The organism is Pseudomonas sp. 13B_3.2_Bac1, assembly GCF_025466205.1.
Classification (GTDB): domain Bacteria; phylum Pseudomonadota; class Gammaproteobacteria; order Pseudomonadales; family Pseudomonadaceae; genus Aquipseudomonas; species Aquipseudomonas fluorescens_H.
In genome coordinates, this window is sequence record NZ_JANLOG010000106.1 from 1 (window position 1) to 15,521 (window position 15,521).

Below are 15,521 nucleotides of genomic sequence, written 5' to 3' on the forward strand. Positions count from 1 at the left end.
GGGGGGGGGGGGCGGGGGGGGGGGGGGGGGGGGCCGGGGGGGCGCCCCCCCCCCCCCCCCCCCCCCCCCCCCCCCCCCGCTCCCACGAAAGTCAAAAGCTAAAGCAACAATCCGATTTGGGTTTTCTTCGGCAACTTGCTCACCACCAACTGATGCGAACGCTGCAGCAAGCCCTGCAGTTCCTCGGCACCCAGCGGGTAGGGCGGGTGCATGATGATCCACTGCGCCCGCGCCAGATAAGGCGCCGGATGAATGCCCGGGCGGTCGCAATGGCCGAGAAACAGATCCTTGTCGACCTTGAACGCCAATGAGTCCCCACGCAGCCCTTGCAGGGCGAACATCTTGTTGCCGGCGATCGAAAACACCCGCACGCCGCCCCATTTGTAATCTTCCCGCGCGCCCGGCAAGGCCAGGCAGAAGGCGGCGACGTCCGCTTCGTTCATCTTTCCCTGTTTCATAACAAACGCTCCCCGCACGCATTGAACGAATCGACCAGGTGATCGATCCACGCTCGCACCGCCGGCATCACGCCACGCCGATGCGGATACACCGCCTGCAACCAGCCGCCGGGCAACGACCACTCGGGCAACAGTTGCACCAGCGCGCCGCTCTCGAGGTCGGCTTCGCAATACATCATTGGCAGCAGGGTGAAGCCCTGGCCGGCGAGCACACAGGCCTTGCGCACGATGAAGTCATCAATGCCCAGTCGCGCCTCCATGTTCAGCTCGACGCTGTTGCCTTGCTGATCGAGCAAGCGCACATGCACCATGCGATCGGCTTCCAGTGCGCCAAGCACCGGCAGATGCTTCAGATCCAGCGGGTGGGCGATGGTTTTGCCCTCGACGAATGCCGGGCTGGCCACCACGACCATTTGCGCCTGACGCAGACGCCGGGTCACCAGCAACGGATCTTCATCACCGAGTTCGCGCACACGCAACGCAACGTCGAAACCTTCGGCGACCAGATCCACCCGGCGATTGAGCAGCACCACTTCCAGTTGCACTTGAGGGAATTTGCCGAGGAATTCGCTGATCACCCACGGCAACATTTCCCGCGCCAGACCGGTAGGGCAGGACACGCGCAAGCGGCCCCGTGGCTCGCTGGACATGCTGGCGACCGCTTCGTCGGCCATTTCCGCTTCCAGCAGCATTGCCTGACAGTGGCGCAAGTAGCGCTCTCCGACAGCGGTAAGGTTCAACTGGCGGGTGGTGCGTTGCAGCAGCCGGGCGCCCAGGCGCTCTTCGAGTTCGGCGATACGCCGCGACAACCGCGACTTGGGAATGCCCAGCAGACGCCCGGCCGCCGCGAAGCCGCCAGCCTCGACCACCTTGGCGAAATAGTAGAGATCATTGAGATCCTGCATGATAAGTCCACCGTTCTATCAGTGGGACGAACTATCGCATTGTCAGCGGCTAATCAGCTATTGGTTTCTTCCGTAGGATTGTCTCCATTCCGTCGCCGTCGGCGATTCTTTCCAGGAGATCCCACATGAAACTGCTGCACATCGATTCGAGCATTCTGGGCGACAACTCGGCTTCCCGTCAGTTGAGCAGCCAAGTCGTCAAAGCCTGGCAAGCCGCCGAGCCAACCGCCGTGGTGACCTACCGCGACCTGGCCGCAGACGCCATCAGTCACTTCTCGTCGACCACTTTGGTAGCCGCTGGCACTACCGCTGAACTGCGCGACGCCGCGCAACAGCACGAAGCCGAGCTGAGCGCTTCGACTCTGGCCGAATTCATCGCCGCCGACGCCATCGTCATCGCCGCGCCGATGTACAACTTCACCGTGCCGACCCAACTCAAGGCCTGGATCGATCGCGTTGCCGTTGCCGGCCAGACTTTCCGTTACACCGAAGCCGGCCCGGAAGGCCTGTGCGGTGGCAAGAAAGTAATCATCGTCTCCACCTCCGGCGGCATCCATGCCGGTCAGGCCAGCGGTATCGCTCACGAAGAGTATCTGAAACTGGTCCTGGGCTTCCTCGGCATCACCGACATCGAAATCGTCCGCGCCGAAGGCCTGGCTTACGGTGATGAAGTGCGCAACAACGCGATGAGCGCCGCTCAGGCGAAGATCAGCGAACAACTGTTCGCCGCTGCGTAAGCATTACGTAAAGACCAGCTGCCGTTCAGGTAGCCCCTCAAAAAACTCTGTATTCTGGTTCTGCAAGGGCCAGATGCGGAGTTTTTTGTTTCTGACTGTTGCATAATCTGGCCCGGGTTATGCAGTCAAACGATCAACGTCTGAGTGCACCGCCGCGCCGGATTACCGAACCACAGGGTTGCGGGCGTGTCGGAACACAAAGGATCTTTCGATTGAGTAACACAGGGTGGGCCATCCCATGATGCGTCTTTGTGCAGCGTTACTGATTTGCCTGCTCGGCAGCCTCGGTTCAGTGCATGCCGCGCCCGGGCGACACCCTGTCTGGAGCGTCGGTTATCACGAGATGACGTTCCTCGATCCGCTGGATCTGCAACCGATGCGTGCCATCGCCTTCTATCCCTCCAGCGACCGCGAACACACCAGCCTGCTTGAGGGCTACACCGTCGAGGCCGGCGCCGACACCAAGGTTGCCATCGGCCGCTTTCCGATGCTGATGCTGTCCCACGGCAACACCGGCACGCCCATTGCGCTGCATGACCTCGCCACCTCGCTGGCGCGCAAGGGGTTTGTGGTGGTCGCGGTGATTCATCCCGGTGACAACTCCAAAGACCACAGCCGCCTCGGCACCCTGAGCAATCTGTACGGGCGGCCGATCCAGATTTCCGAAGCGATCACCGCGACGCTCGGCGACCCGATGCTCTCGCCGTTCGTCAACGCCGATCAGGTCGGGGTGATTGGCTACTCGGCCGGTGGCGAGACTGCGTTGATCCTTTCTGGTGCGCAGCCTGATCTGGACCGCTTGCGCCGTTATTGCCAGGAGCGCCCGGACGACCGCGATGCCTGCAACACTCAGGGCGAACTGATCGTCGACCGTGACGATTTGCAGCCAGTGGCCGACCCCCGGGTGCATGCCTTGCTCCTGATGGCGCCGCTGAGCCTGAAGTTCGGCCGTCACACCCTCGCGGATGTGCATGTGCCAGTGCTGCTTTATAGCGGTGATGGCGACAAATTGGTGGCCTTCGATAAAAACGCCGCTGCACTGGCGCGCAAACTGCCAACCGCACCGGACTTCAAATTACTGGCCGGGGCAGGGCACTTCGTGTTCATGGCGCCGTGCAATGAAGAGCAGATTCGTGCGATGCCGGCGCTGTGCACCGATGCTGACGGCGTGGATCGCGAAGACATCCACCGCAACCTGATCTCCGAAGCCGGGCAGTTCTTCTCGCGGACGCTGGGCAAGCCGAGCCGGGCGGGGATGCAGACCGCGGATCAATAAAAGACGCAACTCCCACAGTGATTTGTACGAAGGTTCAGTTCATCGCCCGGCGTTTGAGCAGCAAGGTCAATCCCAGCCCGATCACCGACAACAGCGCCGCACTGAAAAATATCCACGCATAGCCCAGATTCAACGCCACCGCGCCCATCAACGGCCCGGCAATCGCCAGCGCCAGATCAAAGAACACCGCATAGGCCCCCAACCCCGAGCCACGGCTGGAACTGGGCACCTGCTTGATCGCCTCGACCCCCAGCGCCGGATACACCAGCGACAAACCAAATCCGGCGAGTCCCGCGCCGATCAAGGCAAACGCGGTAGACGGCGCCAGCCACAGCAGCACCAGCCCAACGGTTTCGATGCTCATGCAGGCAATGGCCGAATTGAAGCCGCCAAAGCGGCTGATCGCCGAAATGAACAGCAAGCGCGACACGATGAAGCACACGCCGAAGACCGTCAGGCAATACGCGGCGCCGCTCCAGCCACGGTTGAGGTAATAAAGAGTAATGAAGGTGGTCAGCGTGCCGTAACCGATGGACGCCAGGCTCAAGCTGGCCCCATACGGTGCAATCCGCCCGAAGACTGCCCAAAAAGGCAGCCGTTCGCCGCGCACCACTGGCACCGAAGGTTTATTGCGGATCAATACCAAAGCGCCCGCAGCCAATCCCGAAAGGGCGATGCCCAGGCTGGCAAAGCCGTAGTCGGCGACCATGACCACGCCCAGTGGCGCGCCAATGGCGATCGCGCCGTAGGAGGCAATGCCGTTCCAGCCGATTGATCTTGCCGTGTGTTCGACCCCGACCTGGCCCATGCACCAACTGATGGTGCCGACCCCGATCAAGCCCTGTGCCACGCCGAGCAGCAGGCGCCCGACGATCAGAATCATCAGGCTCGGCAACGGAAAATCCTGCAACAGCGTCGAAATCAGCGTCAGCAGCCCGCTGAGGACAATCCCGCACAAGCCATAGACAATCGCCCGTTTGGTGCCCAGCGTATCCGACATGCGCCCGGCCATCGGCCGACTGAGCAGGGTGGCCAGATACTGCGAGCCGATCACCAGACCGGCAACGATCGCGCTGAACCCCAATTGTTCATGCACATAACCGGGCAACACCGCGATTGGCAGGCCGATGCACAGGAAGGCGACAAAGGTGTAGAAAACGATGGAGACGATCTGCAGGGTGATCGTCAGGGAGCTTTGCGGAGGCTGTTGCTGCGCAGACATGTGAACTCGTTCGCGGGCGGCGGTGGGAGAGTCGGCATCATGGCTTGGCGTTGAAATAAAAGGAAGCAGGCTAACTATTTTTCCTGGTCCGGGAGTGATGCGTTGCTGATGCCCTCATCGCGAGCGGGCTCACTCCTACAGTTGAAATGCGTCCCCCCTGTAGGCGTGAGCCTGCTCGCGATGGTGTCGGTACCCACATGAATACTGGCTCTGGAATGCAAAAAGCCCCGTCACATGGACAGGGCCTTAGCTTGAAGCTAGCAACTCAACACTCGAAGCTGCTCTTAGAACACCACACCCTGACTACGCAGGTAGTCATCGTAGGTGCCGCTGAAGTCGGTCACGCCATTCGGACTCAACTCGATGATGCGCGTGGCCAGGGACGATACGAACTCACGGTCGTGGCTGACGAAAATCAGCGTGCCCGGGTAGTTTTCCAGCGCCAGGTTCAGCGCCTCGATCGATTCCATGTCCAGGTGGTTGGTCGGTTCGTCCATGATCAGCACGTTCGGTTTTTGCAGGATCAGCTTGCCGAACAGCATGCGACCTTGCTCACCACCGGAAATCACTTTGACCGACTTGAGGATCTCATCGTTGGAGAACAGCATGCGGCCCAAGGTACCGCGAATCATCTGCTCGCCCTGCGTCCACTGACCCATCCAGTCGAACAGCGTGACGTCGTCTTCAAAGTCGTGCGCGTGGTCCTGAGCGTAGTAGCCCAGTTCCGCGGCGTCGGTCCACTTGACGCTACCGGCATCCGGGGTCAGTTCGTTGACCAGGGTGCGCAGCAGGGTAGTCTTGCCGATGCCGTTCGGACCGATGATCGCTACGCGCTCGCCCGCTTCAACCTGGAAGCTGAAGTCTTTGAACAGTGGCTTGCCGTCGAAACCTTTGGCCATCTTTTCGACCATGACGGCCTGACGGTGCAGCTTTTTGTTCTGCTCGAAGCGGATGAACGGGCTCACGCGGCTGGAAGGCTTGACCTCGGCCAGCTGGATCTTGTCGATCGCCTTGGCACGGGAAGTGGCCTGTTTGGCTTTCGAGGCGTTGGCCGAGAAGCGGCTGACGAACGATTGCAGCTCGGAAATCTGCGCTTTCTTCTTGGCGTTGTCCGACAGCAGTTGCTCGCGGGACTGGGTCGCCACGGTCATGTACTCGTCGTAGTTGCCCGGGAACAGGCGCAATTCGCCGTAATCCAGGTCAGCCATGTGGGTGCACACGCTGTTCAGGAAGTGACGGTCGTGAGAGATGATGATCATCAGGCTGTTACGCTGAGTCAGAACGTTTTCCAGCCAGCGAATGGTGTTGATGTCCAGGTGGTTGGTGGGTTCGTCGAGCAACAGCACTTCCGGATCGGAGAACAGCGCCTGAGCCAGCAATACGCGGAGTTTCCAGCCTGGCGAGACTTCGCTCATCGGGCCGAAATGCTGTTCCAGCGGAATACCCAGACCCAGCAACAGTTCACCCGCGCGGGATTCGGCGGTGTAGCCATCCATCTCGGCGAACTCGGTTTCCAGCTCGGCCACGGCCATGCCGTCTTCTTCCGACATTTCTGCCAGCGAGTAGATGCGGTCGCGTTCGGCCTTGACCTTCCACAGCTCTTCGTGACCCATGATCACGGTGTCAATCACGGTGAATTCTTCGTAGGCGAACTGGTCCTGGCGCAATTTACCCAGGCGCACGTTCGGCTCGAGCATGACCTGACCGCCGGACGGGTCGAGGTCGCCACCGAGGATTTTCATGAAGGTCGACTTGCCGCAACCGTTGGCGCCGATCAGACCGTAGCGGTTACCCGCGCCGAATTTGACCGAAACGTTTTCGAAGAGCGGCTTGGCGCCGAACTGCATCGTGATATTTGCTGTGGAGATCAATTACTTTACCTATCAATGGGTTGCGAGCCGCACATTTGGCGCTTGGGCCATTCCTGGGGCATTTTGGAGCTTTTCCATCTCGCCCCAGTCACCGCTGGAATTCAGCCAGCGGGCATAGGTCGAGAGCAGCATTTGGACGCTGTGTCCAAGCTGTTGGGCAATAAAGGCGGGATTCATGCCAGACATTATGCATATTGTCGCATAAGTATGACGGCAGTTGTACGGCGGCCGATAACGAACCTTCAGCCTTTCCAGTGCCGGCCCCCATTGTTTATGCAGGTCCGAGGTTTGCCTGACGTGCTGGCTCATCTTGGAAGGAGGGAACACGTAGGGGAAATCCTTGATCGCCCCGGTGCCAGCCTTCCGGCGCTCCGCGTACTGCTCAGCAAACGCCAGAGCGTGCAGTGCGCGATCATTGAGCAGCACATACCGATTTTTCTTCGTCTTGGTGCGCTCCTTGATCACGCCCTGGGCGATCGCGCGACAGACGTGAGCCTGGCGCTTCACCCTGTCCACAGCATCCCAGCGGAGGGCGATGATCTCCTGCGGCCGCATGCCGGTGAAGAAAGCGAACTCGAAGAAGGCCGCGTAAATCGAACTCGGCCAATGCTCAGTGCTGTAAAGCTCCGCGATTATCTTGTTGGCCTCTTCGAGCGTGAACGGATCAGGCTCACCCTTCTTGCGCTTCGGCGCGTCCAATAGCTCGGCCGGGTTCTTCCCGATGAGCTCTTCTCGCACAGCATCATCCAGAATGGTGCTCAGTCGGACGATGGCGTTACGTTTCACGCCTGGCGACGACCACTCAATCTCCCCTACGATTTTTCGCAGCAGCATCGTGCTGATCGCCGTCAAGCGAGTGAGTGCCAGGTATGGCATCCAGTACAGGTTCAGCGCGCTTTTGTAGTTGAGGTGCGTCCCTTCCTCAATTTCCCTTCCGCTCAACCATGCCTGCGCATACTCCCCGAACAAAACCTCCTTGCCCCCGGACAATGCCGACCCGGGGAACAGTTCTGCGTATTTCGCTTCGTCGAGCAGGCCATGCTTGATCAGCCCGACTACTTGATCTCTAAGACTGGTGGCAGCCTTGATGCCCGCTTTCGTGGTGGGAAGCGCGAGTGTTTCGGATCGACGCTTACCGTCCCAACTAAAACGGATCCGGATGGTGTCGCCCCTGATTTCCAGCCCGGCGGGCAAACCCAAAGGCTTTCGAGCCATTCGTCGTATCTCCTGATGCTGTACATGATGTTGTGCCCGAACTTGTTCCACACCCCTTCAGGGATCTGGTTTCTACTGCGTCGGGTCTGCAAGGCTTTCATGGTTGTGCCGAGGCGTTCTGCCATTTGCTTTTCGGTGATTTTGTCGGGGTCTGGTGCTTGTAGAACTTGCAGCTCTCCAGGCATAGCGGTGTCCTCTGCCCGGGGCGGGCGTTGTTGCTCCATGCCGCGCGTGGCGGCAGAAGGTGGTGATGGGTTATGCGCCGGCCTTGGCCAGAGCTGCGTCGGCAACTGCCATTGCGGCTTGAGCGTCGTTCCCGTAGGCGGGATCGAAGTAGCCGGCCAAGTGGATGGTCGCCTGACAGGCGCGCAGGTTCTCGCGGGTGAGCTTCAGCGCGGCGACGAGCTCTTCGTGCAGTCCGCGTTCCTCGCGGCCGATATCCCAGAAGCGCTGGCCCCAGTGTCCGGTCGGTGGTGGGTTGCTGTTCTGCGCGCCGAACGCCAGTGCACCGACTACAGAGTCCAGTAGGTCGCGCTTGTAGGCGTTATCGCCGTCGATGCTCAGGCCGCGCCGGCGCAGGGTGGAAACCACTTCATTCAAATCGAGCCCTTTGTCCTGCAGCACGATGTCGAGTTCTGGTTTCTCTGGGGTGTAGATGGTCAGGCAGAGTTTTGCGCTTTCAGGAAGGCTGGCGCTGATCTTCTCCAGCGCATCGCTCGCAGTTTCGTGGAAGCGGTTCAGTGCGGACATACGAATACCTCGCCCGCCTTACACCGGCAGGCTGTTGAGTTGGGGGAGGGGTTTTATTCGCCGTCGTAGCAACCGCACGGCATATCGGCCGGTTGGTCGAACAAATCCATCTGCTGTTCGTGGGAGCGCATGTCGCCGAGGTTTGGCGTGTTCGGGTGGTGGTGTGCCAACATCGCGCTGGGGAAGGCCTCGATCTCGGCGAACCAGGTCGCTCGCATGCCGAGTGGCTTCCATGCAAGCGTTGCCGCCTCGATGCCGGAGCAGACCGAGCCGTATTCGATTTCCATAGGGGATCCTCGCCGGCTGGCGTGATTGGGTGGGAATAAAAGTTGCGAGCAGATATATTTGTCGCTTGGATTTCACGAGGCGATAAATGGATGCATAAAGTCACTTTTAGATCGTTATTCCAAGCTTGGTGCTCTGCTCAAAGTGTCTGCTTATTCCTGTTTATCGTTTATATACTGGTGCTTGCAGTTAAAACGCTTCAGCTGGGGAGCAGCGAGGTAGCAAGTTGGGTGCAAGCAATTGGAGCAATTGTTTCAATATGGGCGGCTTGGTGGATTTCTAGGCAGCAGAGTGTTAGGGCTGTGGCTGAAAGTAAGCGTGGCGACCTTGCAAAAAGCTTAGCTGTTGCCGGAATGCTGGAACACATTTTGCGCCTCGTACAGCATGAGCCAAGAAAAAATCAAGGAACAATCAGCGGCCGAGAGGTTTGTGCAGCATATGCCAATGCCCTTTCCATGTTGGATCGGGTGGATTTGCTTCTTCTGCCGCACCCTGCTTTAGTTCAGGCGGTATTTTTGACTCGCCATGCAGTTGAGAAGCTCGATTTAAATATAAAACTATATTTAGAGCCAAATAAGGATGCGATTATTGTGAATTATTATGAATTTGGTTTAAGTGTTGAATGTGTCGGAGAAATTAAGCGTCAAATTGAAGTGTGCGGCGTCGTCGCTGAGTCCTACTTATCGTGAACGATTTTTGAAGCCTCACGTTCGTAGGAAAGGTGCAATTTCCGCGACACGTTTTCGGGTATCACGTATTCGTGTCGTGTCGCGGCGGGGTGAGCAGGGGAAGGGCGCCGCCCGGGCCAAGGCCGTGCAGGTGGTGAATCATCAGCGTGATCGCCTCGCCCTGTTCCTCGATGCCGCTCCAGGCCATCAGCTCAGCAAGAGCTTGGCGCGTAGCGGGCAGGGTGTGGAACCGAACCTCTACTTCGCCGCGGCTCTTCCTCTTCGCCGCGGCTTTCTCTGACCGTTCCGCGTTGCTCTTGGCCATGGCCTACCTCTTCAATTCCGCTGGCCGGCAAGTCCAGCCAGGTCAGTAACTTTAAGCTTCAACACTCCGTGATCCGTCTCGATAACGTAGGTTGAAGTGATGGCTAAATGCGATTACGATGCCGCCCCTTCACAAGGGAGTTGCGCAATGTTTCCAAGGTATTTTCGCTGGATCGCAGCATTTGGCATTCTCGCGGCATTGGCGATGATGGTCATTACCGGGCTGCAGGTGTTTTCCGGCATGGCCTCAGCCGGAGATCTGATACGACCCATCATTGGCGTGGTTGCATTCGGCTGGATGTTCACTCAGTCGACCAAAGCTTGAGGCAGATCACGCTGCCACCTTGACCAGCCTCACACCGGCCATGCTGAACTTGTCGCCTTGGGCTGCAACCATCGCGTCGAGTTTCTCCCAGTCCACGGTCAGAACCGAGATTGGAGCATGACCGCCAGCGATGGCATGGATCAGCGCTTCCAGATCGAACACCTCTGCCAAGAGCCTGGCCGCGGCACTGATTCCCGCCGGCTTGCTGGCCGGTGTCCTCGGCGCTCTGGGTTATGCGTACTTCGACGCACAGAAGCAGGCCCGCGAGTTCAACGTCGCCATCAACGGCGGATCGAACGATGCCGGTCAACGAGTACAGCGCCTGGCCGATGCAGATCGACGGCATCGAGGCGAACGGTGACGGTACGGCTGTCCGGCCTACGTTGTCGGTCGGTAACGTCAACGGGCGCATCACCGCGCTCTGTCTGGCGTTCGAGGATCTGCTCGAGTTCAAGCTGACGATGCGCCACACGCTGGGCACGTACCTGGACGCGGCGAACTTCCCGGCCGGCAATCCGACGGAAGATCCAACCCAAGAGACGATCGAGGTCTGGTACATCGATCAGAAAACGAACGAGGACGGCGAAAACGTCAGTTGGGAGCTGGCCAGCCCGGGCGACGTCGGCAATGAGTCGATCGGCCGGCAGGCCACGACGCTGTGTCACTGGTGCCTCACCGGTGGTTATCGCGGGCCGAACTGTGGGTACACCGGCCCGTACGTCACGAAGGATGGCGTGGTCACTGACAACCCTGAACTGGACGAGTGTGACGCAACGTTGGGCAAGGGCTGTATCCCGCGCTTCGGCGAGGGCAATCCGCAGCCTTTCGGCGGCTTCCCGGCTGTTTCCCTGATCGCACGGAGCTGACATGCGCAAACACATTTTGAGCGCGATCCAGGCGCACACGGCGGCCGAGTATCCGAAAGAATGCTGCGGTCTTTTGCTGGCGGTGGGGCGAAAGCAGCAGTACTACCCGTGCCGCAACGTCTCTACCGAGCCGAGCGAAGAGTTTCGAATTGACCCGGAGGAGTACGCAGCGGCCGAGGACGTCGGCGAGGTGATTGGTGTGGTTCATTCGCATCCGGACGCCACCAGCAGGCCTTCGCCGCGCGATTTGGCAATGTGTGAAGCGACGGCTTTGCCGTGGCACATCCTGAGCTGGCCCGAAGGCGATCTTCGGACGGTCATGCCGGCCGGCGAGGTGCCGCTGCTCAAGCGGCCTTTCGTCCATGGCGCTTGGGACTGCTGGCAGGTCTGCGCAGACTGGTACAAGCGCGAGTGGGGGCTGGAGTTCGAGGCATTCAAGCGTGCCGATGGCTGGTGGGAAAGCAAGGACAGCACCAGCCTGTACGAGGCGAATTACGAGGCTGCCGGCTTCTACCGGGTCGACCAGCCGCAGCGCGGCGACATGATCGTGATGGAAGTGGGGCGGACGGTTTACCCGAATCACGCCGGGATCTTCCTCGGCGCCGATCCAGCATTGCCCGGCGAGAATGCCGCGACGTTCGGCCCCGGCCCTTTTCTGCTGCACCACCTGTACGGCAGGCCGTCGGAGGTCATCGTGTTCGGCGGGCCATGGCTCGACCGCACACGCCTGATTCTCAGGCACAAAGATGCACAACCAAGCACATGAGATGCGGCACAGCCGTTGGAGAAAGAGATGAAAAGCGCAATCGAATCAGCAGAAAAAACCGCCAGCGGCAAACCGGTCTGGCGGCTTACGAAGAACGGAAGTTTAGAGATTAATTACGGGTCTTGTCCGCGTTGAGCATTTGTTGGAGCTGTGCCAGGTCTGTTTTCAGAATGTTCAGCGGCCATTCGTAAGCTGTTTTCGCCGCACCGCTCTCGCAGCCTTGCGCAGGGTTATCAGTAAAGTATTGAGCGGCTTTTGTGAGTGCTGCGCCATCAAAGCCAGGTGTTGATCGAATGGTCGCAGACAGTGATACCAGCGCCATCAGTACGCCTTGCTCGAAAGGGGAAAGCTGTTCCATTTGACCTCCTAGGTCATAAACGCGCCGAAATTGGCGCAATCCCAGTCCTTGGGCTTGCAGGTCGCATTATTTGAATACCCCTGCTTTTTCAAGGGCGCTCAAAAGTGTCCCAGCCATAGTTGGGTTTGCGGCCAGAGTTCTCATTAGTTCTATCTCGTCGAACTCTTCGCCGCGCTGATGTTTGGCAAATAGCTCTAGCAGGTCTGGAGAACCTATAAAGGTGAGCATCGCTTGGACCTCGGGAGCGATCTCCGGGGGCTTTTTGTAATCCTGAAATTCGAAGTTGTTAATCTTTGCCGTTTCTAGAAATTGGCTATCTGGCCGACTTGGATTAAGGTCGATCTGGTCGAACGTCTTGGAAAGTTGCTCTGCAAGCCTTTTTAACCCTGCTCCGGTATCGTCATATCCGATATAGCGATGGTGGGAAATATCAAACGGCACCTTTGGAGAGTTGTTGTTTTTTATGATGATGGTGCCAGGCCGGCTGGCGTGACTGAGGCCTAGCTCGTAGTAGACATTTGGATTTGGATAGGTGATGTCCACAACGACATAATCGGAACGCATGATGCGAGTGACAATATCAGCAGACACTGACCCCAAGGTCGCGACCTCGTCGGCGCGCACAACTTCCAGTCCTGGCCTGGCAGCAAGTAGGGCTGCTGAAATAAGGCCGTCGTACTGAGATTTCAGCTCGTATGAAGTGACTTTTTTACCGTCGAACTCCTGATCGCCAATTGCCATAACCACGAAACAAGTCTTCTGTGTCATACCTTACTTCCTTGCAGCAATTGATGCCCGGTTGTGTGAGAGGCGGGGGTGGCCTCCAAATTATTCACCGTCACTCGGTGACGACCTTTCTATCCCTTCGGATATCGCTTGAAAAGGTCATCTGTGGCGCGCGCGGCGTTTATCAACTCCTCGATTTTCTCTAGAGCTTGCCTCGGATCATTCATCCGTAATCCTTTGAAAGGTTATGTCGTGGAGGCTAGAGGCTACTATCGTCGCGAGGCGGGACGTTACTGAGGATTCGTACAGGTGAAAAAAGGCCCGGCGGGCCGGGCTATTCTCGGAATGCTGCAGTGTGCGGATCAAGAATCTCCAGTAGCATTTGGTCATGCTCCTGACGTGTTGCTCTGTAGAACATACACCGGTCCAGAAGGATTCTTTTCATGCTTCGGGCTGAGGCAAGGTGTCTGGGTTCGACTGAAATCGTTGCGGTCTTGCCGCTCCGGGTATCGGTGACTTCTAGGTTGTAACGCCCAATCAAACCGTCATCTCGTTTGGTGTGGCCTAGGCATTTGAAGGTAAGGTTGGTTTCAGACATACCAGTTCCAAGGGGGCACCAGTCTAGAGCTAATGCCGGCTAGTGAAGGCGTCAATTGAAGGATAATTCTGTGGAGTCGCAGCTATTGTCGATTTGACATTTGTTAACCGGTTCCCAAGAGCCTTTCGGAACTAGTGAATCCAGCCGGTACATGGTCAGGATGCCTGCGTAATAGCTTCCTGGAATCCCTGGAAACGTTGCTTTTTCACCGTCTTTGAAACGCCCATCGTATATCAATACTGTGCTGCCGCTTTGCGGAGTGAGGCTCACTGATACGCGTCCTGACGGCCGACAGCGAATCATCATGATTGCATTGGTACGGTGTCCATTGGGTGCCTCGTCGAAAGCGCGAACAATTTCGTGTCCGTCTGGTTCCAGGCAGCTTTTGCCAGAAATCGTAGCGGATACGGCCTCCGCCCATGGCTCATCACTTTTCGCGGAAGGCATGAATGATTGGAGATTGATGCCAATCATTGCATTAGAGGGTAGGGGGTAGGCCCAATCTTCAAACGCGTTTCTAGCGCCGATAAGCGCGGGCTCAAAGTTCTTCTTTATAACATCTGTCGTCGCTTCAAGGCAGGCGCCACTGACCGCCGCCACCGTCACTGCGAGAACTTTCGATGCATTCCTTTTGATGTTCAATGTTTTCAGCATCCTTGTGTTTTTCGACTGGTATAACCCAAGTCCAGCCCTTGGGCTTGCAGGCAAAGGACTGGGGAATCCGTTGCATGTTTCGAAGAGCTAACCTGATTTCGAGTCCCAACCAGTTACTTGGTCATTTTCGACAGTGATGCGCAGGCCGTATCTGTTTGCGCCCTGATGGCGATACTTCCAAATGACTCGTGTCTTTGTTTTGAGAAATTTGTGGTCGGTGGCCGCTGGCTGCCCGAGGGAGTCGATCAGTTGCTCAGATGATTGTCCGGTCCAAATTCGTTTTTGGAGAATGTTTTGAACGATATGTTCATCCTGATACTTTTCCCTCAAGTATTTCAGTCGCGCGCGTTTTTTGGCCCAAGCAATGATAATCAGGAGTAAAAAAATCCCAGCAATCACCGCAGCGGGAATCTGCCATCCAATGGACTTGTTCATCTTGTCGAATAGGTAGAAGGGACCCCCGACGATGAGTGCAAGCATGAACACCCATCCAGTCAATTCCTTCTCGGCTTTTGAAACTCGCTTCGCCATGTCCTTTCCTTGAGAGCGGCAAAATTGATAGCCGAAAGCTACTACTTTGAGGGTAAAGGGCGTTACTGAGCATTTGTACAGCCGCAAACCGGTGATATCGTGGGTTATTTCCACAGGAGTGACCTGCATGAAATTGATCGTAGGAGCGTTGGCATTTGCGCTATTGGCGGGTTGCTCTGATAGCGGACCAATAAAGGTTGGGCCTGACACCTACACGATTTCGACTCGGGTGCCTTTCGGCGGACCTGCCTCTGCGAAAGGCCAAGCCTTGAAGGAGGCGAACGTGTTTTGCGCCTCACAGGGGCGTGAAATACTCCTCGACCACATGCAGGCAAGTGAATGTGCGCTGCATGGTGGTTGCGGCGAAGCGGAGATCTATTTCTTCTGTTTGGCAGCCGGTGATCCTCAGTTGAAGCGGCAGAAGTACAGTCCTGATCCAACTCAGAAAATTGAGATCGACCAACGATAACCGCTGAGGCGCCTATTAGGTCCGATCGGCCGACGATCAAATTCATAAGGAACAAGTATGCGGATTTTTATTGGAGCGTTGGCGGTAGCACTGTTGGCGGGGTGTGCATCCTCTGCCATTCCGGTTAGCCAGGCTGATCCGGTGCCACGTGATGAGCTTTACGCATTTCAAATTAAGCCTGCCGGCGAAAGCGGCAAGGTAACGGTTGTGCGTGACTCGGGAATGGTTGGATCTGGTTGTGACATCGTCGTGTATGTCGATGGCCGAAAGGCCGCGAAAATCGGTACTGGTCAGCGCGCCTCCTTTTACCTGCCTCCAGGCAATCCAAGTATCGGAGCGGGTCTTGCTGGCTCTGGGCTGTGCGGCGGGGCAGCCATTCGTACAATTTCCGCCAACGTGCAAAGCGGCAAAGAAAGCCTCTACCGAATCAGCGGAGATATGAGCGGATTCTTTCTCGGACCGTATGTCGATTATCAGTAAACGAATTTGCAATCAGCCGCCTTCGGGCGGTTTTTTT

At 57.6% G+C, this 15,521-nt stretch carries 19 protein-coding genes and 2 pseudogenes; 8 read left to right on the forward strand and 13 right to left on the reverse strand.

What is annotated here, in order from left to right; genetic code table 11:
* Positions 1-98 precede the first annotated feature (98 nt).
* Positions 99-458, reverse strand: a complete 360-nt coding sequence (locus tag NTD85_RS16560) for an MmcQ/YjbR family DNA-binding protein (RefSeq protein WP_003225351.1) — start codon at positions 456-458, stop codon at positions 99-101.
* The gene (locus NTD85_RS16565) at positions 455-1,363 is read right to left on the reverse strand and encodes a LysR substrate-binding domain-containing protein (protein ID WP_103485116.1); all 909 of its coding nucleotides are present in this window, start codon (positions 1,361-1,363) and stop codon (positions 455-457) included. The genes NTD85_RS16560 and NTD85_RS16565 overlap by 4 nt, the downstream gene beginning before the upstream one ends.
* A 125-nt stretch (positions 1,364-1,488) precedes the next feature.
* Between NTD85_RS16565 and NTD85_RS16570 the strand changes: the two genes are divergently transcribed.
* The gene (locus NTD85_RS16570) at positions 1,489-2,100 is read left to right on the forward strand and encodes an FMN-dependent NADH-azoreductase (protein WP_003225349.1); all 612 of its coding nucleotides are present in this window, start codon (positions 1,489-1,491) and stop codon (positions 2,098-2,100) included.
* Positions 2,101-2,338: 238 nt separating this feature from the next.
* Positions 2,339-3,376 carry an alpha/beta hydrolase family protein gene (locus NTD85_RS16575; protein WP_003225347.1) on the forward strand — a complete coding sequence of 346 codons (1,038 nt, stop codon included), beginning with the start codon at positions 2,339-2,341 and terminating at the stop codon, positions 3,374-3,376.
* Positions 3,377-3,410: 34 nt separating this feature from the next.
* On the opposite strand, the gene NTD85_RS16580 is transcribed toward NTD85_RS16575, so the two are convergent.
* From NTD85_RS16580 to NTD85_RS16600, 5 genes and pseudogenes are all read right to left on the reverse strand, one after another.
* Entirely contained in the window at positions 3,411-4,598 is a 1,188-nt protein-coding gene (locus NTD85_RS16580; RefSeq protein ID WP_262142701.1) for an MFS transporter, read from the reverse strand.
* Positions 4,599-4,882: 284 nt separating this feature from the next.
* Positions 4,883-6,469, reverse strand: coding sequence for an ABC-F family ATPase (locus tag NTD85_RS16585; protein ID WP_080593251.1), 1,587 nt, complete (start codon positions 6,467-6,469; stop codon positions 4,883-4,885).
* A 12-nt stretch (positions 6,470-6,481) separates the two neighbouring features.
* Positions 6,482-7,684 (reverse strand): tyrosine-type recombinase/integrase, encoded by a 1,203-nt coding sequence (locus NTD85_RS16590; RefSeq protein ID WP_103485113.1) that lies wholly within the window; start codon positions 7,682-7,684, stop codon positions 6,482-6,484.
* A 255-nt stretch (positions 7,685-7,939) separates the two neighbouring features.
* Complete coding sequence (locus NTD85_RS16595) at positions 7,940-8,434, reverse strand: hypothetical protein (protein ID WP_262142702.1); 495 nt, start codon at positions 8,432-8,434, stop codon at positions 7,940-7,942.
* Positions 8,435-8,562: 128 nt separating this feature from the next.
* Positions 8,563-8,721 (reverse strand): annotated as a pseudogene (locus NTD85_RS16600) (DNA cytosine methyltransferase); the annotation flags it as partial.
* A gap of 90 nt (positions 8,722-8,811) precedes the next feature.
* Between NTD85_RS16600 and NTD85_RS16605 the strand changes: the two are divergent.
* Positions 8,812-9,408, forward strand: coding sequence for a hypothetical protein (locus NTD85_RS16605; protein ID WP_262142703.1), 597 nt, complete (start codon positions 8,812-8,814; stop codon positions 9,406-9,408).
* A 61-nt stretch (positions 9,409-9,469) separates the two neighbouring features.
* On the opposite strand, the gene NTD85_RS16610 is transcribed toward NTD85_RS16605, so the two are convergent.
* The gene (locus NTD85_RS16610) at positions 9,470-9,712 is read right to left on the reverse strand and encodes a hypothetical protein (RefSeq protein ID WP_410017539.1); all 243 of its coding nucleotides are present in this window, start codon (positions 9,710-9,712) and stop codon (positions 9,470-9,472) included.
* A 99-nt stretch (positions 9,713-9,811) separates the two neighbouring features.
* On the opposite strand from NTD85_RS16610, the gene NTD85_RS16615 reads away from it, so the two are divergent.
* A complete protein-coding gene (locus NTD85_RS16615) occupies positions 9,812-10,036 on the forward strand; it encodes a hypothetical protein (RefSeq protein WP_262142704.1) in 225 nt (74 codons plus the stop codon).
* Between the two features lie 6 nt (positions 10,037-10,042).
* Here NTD85_RS16615 and NTD85_RS16620 read toward each other — a convergent pair whose 3' ends face one another.
* Positions 10,043-10,207: a hypothetical protein gene (locus tag NTD85_RS16620; protein WP_262142705.1), complete on the reverse strand. Its 165-nt coding sequence runs from the start codon at positions 10,205-10,207 to the stop codon at positions 10,043-10,045.
* 137 nt (positions 10,208-10,344) lie between these two features.
* Here NTD85_RS16620 and NTD85_RS16625 point away from each other — a divergent pair.
* Both NTD85_RS16625 and NTD85_RS16630 read left to right on the forward strand, forming a co-directional pair.
* Positions 10,345-10,902, forward strand: a pseudogene (locus NTD85_RS16625) (phage minor tail protein L); the annotation flags it as partial.
* A gap of 1 nt (position 10,903) precedes the next feature.
* On the forward strand, positions 10,904-11,668 hold the full coding sequence (locus tag NTD85_RS16630) for a C40 family peptidase (RefSeq protein WP_262142706.1): 765 nt from the start codon (positions 10,904-10,906) through the stop codon (positions 11,666-11,668).
* A 109-nt stretch (positions 11,669-11,777) separates the two neighbouring features.
* Here the strand turns inward: NTD85_RS16630 and NTD85_RS16635 are convergent, their stop codons facing one another.
* From NTD85_RS16635 to NTD85_RS16650, 4 genes are all read right to left on the reverse strand, one after another.
* Positions 11,778-12,026 carry a hypothetical protein gene (locus NTD85_RS16635; RefSeq protein WP_135295666.1) on the reverse strand — a complete coding sequence of 83 codons (249 nt, stop codon included), beginning with the start codon at positions 12,024-12,026 and terminating at the stop codon, positions 11,778-11,780.
* Positions 12,027-12,092: 66 nt separating this feature from the next.
* The gene (locus NTD85_RS16640) at positions 12,093-12,794 is read right to left on the reverse strand and encodes a hypothetical protein (RefSeq protein WP_262142707.1); all 702 of its coding nucleotides are present in this window, start codon (positions 12,792-12,794) and stop codon (positions 12,093-12,095) included.
* A 607-nt stretch (positions 12,795-13,401) separates the two neighbouring features.
* Positions 13,402-14,004: a hypothetical protein gene (locus NTD85_RS16645; RefSeq protein WP_262142708.1), complete on the reverse strand. Its 603-nt coding sequence runs from the start codon at positions 14,002-14,004 to the stop codon at positions 13,402-13,404.
* An 87-nt stretch (positions 14,005-14,091) separates the two neighbouring features.
* Positions 14,092-14,664 (reverse strand): hypothetical protein, encoded by a 573-nt coding sequence (locus NTD85_RS16650; protein ID WP_262142709.1) that lies wholly within the window; start codon positions 14,662-14,664, stop codon positions 14,092-14,094.
* On the opposite strand from NTD85_RS16650, the gene NTD85_RS16655 reads away from it, so the two are divergent.
* Both NTD85_RS16655 and NTD85_RS16660 read left to right on the forward strand, forming a co-directional pair.
* Complete coding sequence (locus NTD85_RS16655; RefSeq protein WP_262142710.1) at positions 14,663-15,004, forward strand: hypothetical protein; 342 nt, start codon at positions 14,663-14,665, stop codon at positions 15,002-15,004. The genes NTD85_RS16650 and NTD85_RS16655 overlap by 2 nt on opposite strands.
* 57 nt (positions 15,005-15,061) lie before the next feature.
* On the forward strand, positions 15,062-15,484 hold the full coding sequence (locus NTD85_RS16660) for a hypothetical protein (protein WP_103484985.1): 423 nt from the start codon (positions 15,062-15,064) through the stop codon (positions 15,482-15,484).
* Positions 15,485-15,521: the final 37 nt, after the last annotated feature.

Excerpts from the sequence above, each read along its gene's own strand:
- NTD85_RS16560 (WP_003225351.1), bottom strand. The coding sequence starts at position 458 with ATGAAACAGGGAAAGATGAACGAAGCGGACGTCGCCGCCTTCTGCCTG.
- NTD85_RS16565 (WP_103485116.1), bottom strand. The coding sequence starts at position 1,363 with ATGCAGGATCTCAATGATCTCTACTATTTCGCCAAGGTGGTCGAGGCT.
- NTD85_RS16570 (WP_003225349.1), top strand. The coding sequence starts at position 1,489 with ATGAAACTGCTGCACATCGATTCGAGCATTCTGGGCGACAACTCGGCT.
- NTD85_RS16575 (WP_003225347.1), top strand. The coding sequence starts at position 2,339 with ATGATGCGTCTTTGTGCAGCGTTACTGATTTGCCTGCTCGGCAGCCTC.
- NTD85_RS16580 (WP_262142701.1), bottom strand. The coding sequence starts at position 4,598 with ATGTCTGCGCAGCAACAGCCTCCGCAAAGCTCCCTGACGATCACCCTG.
- NTD85_RS16590 (WP_103485113.1), bottom strand. The coding sequence starts at position 7,684 with ATGGCTCGAAAGCCTTTGGGTTTGCCCGCCGGGCTGGAAATCAGGGGC.
- NTD85_RS16595 (WP_262142702.1), bottom strand. The coding sequence starts at position 8,434 with ATGTCCGCACTGAACCGCTTCCACGAAACTGCGAGCGATGCGCTGGAG.
- NTD85_RS16605 (WP_262142703.1), top strand. The coding sequence starts at position 8,812 with ATGCATAAAGTCACTTTTAGATCGTTATTCCAAGCTTGGTGCTCTGCT.
- NTD85_RS16610 (WP_410017539.1), bottom strand. The coding sequence starts at position 9,712 with ATGGCCAAGAGCAACGCGGAACGGTCAGAGAAAGCCGCGGCGAAGAGG.
- NTD85_RS16615 (WP_262142704.1), top strand. The coding sequence starts at position 9,812 with ATGGCTAAATGCGATTACGATGCCGCCCCTTCACAAGGGAGTTGCGCA.
- NTD85_RS16630 (WP_262142706.1), top strand. The coding sequence starts at position 10,904 with ATGCGCAAACACATTTTGAGCGCGATCCAGGCGCACACGGCGGCCGAG.
- NTD85_RS16635 (WP_135295666.1), bottom strand. The coding sequence starts at position 12,026 with ATGGAACAGCTTTCCCCTTTCGAGCAAGGCGTACTGATGGCGCTGGTA.
- NTD85_RS16640 (WP_262142707.1), bottom strand. The coding sequence starts at position 12,794 with ATGACACAGAAGACTTGTTTCGTGGTTATGGCAATTGGCGATCAGGAG.
- NTD85_RS16645 (WP_262142708.1), bottom strand. The coding sequence starts at position 14,004 with ATGCTGAAAACATTGAACATCAAAAGGAATGCATCGAAAGTTCTCGCA.
- NTD85_RS16655 (WP_262142710.1), top strand. The coding sequence starts at position 14,663 with ATGAAATTGATCGTAGGAGCGTTGGCATTTGCGCTATTGGCGGGTTGC.
- NTD85_RS16650 (WP_262142709.1), bottom strand. The coding sequence starts at position 14,664 with ATGCAGGTCACTCCTGTGGAAATAACCCACGATATCACCGGTTTGCGG.
- NTD85_RS16660 (WP_103484985.1), top strand. The coding sequence starts at position 15,062 with ATGCGGATTTTTATTGGAGCGTTGGCGGTAGCACTGTTGGCGGGGTGT.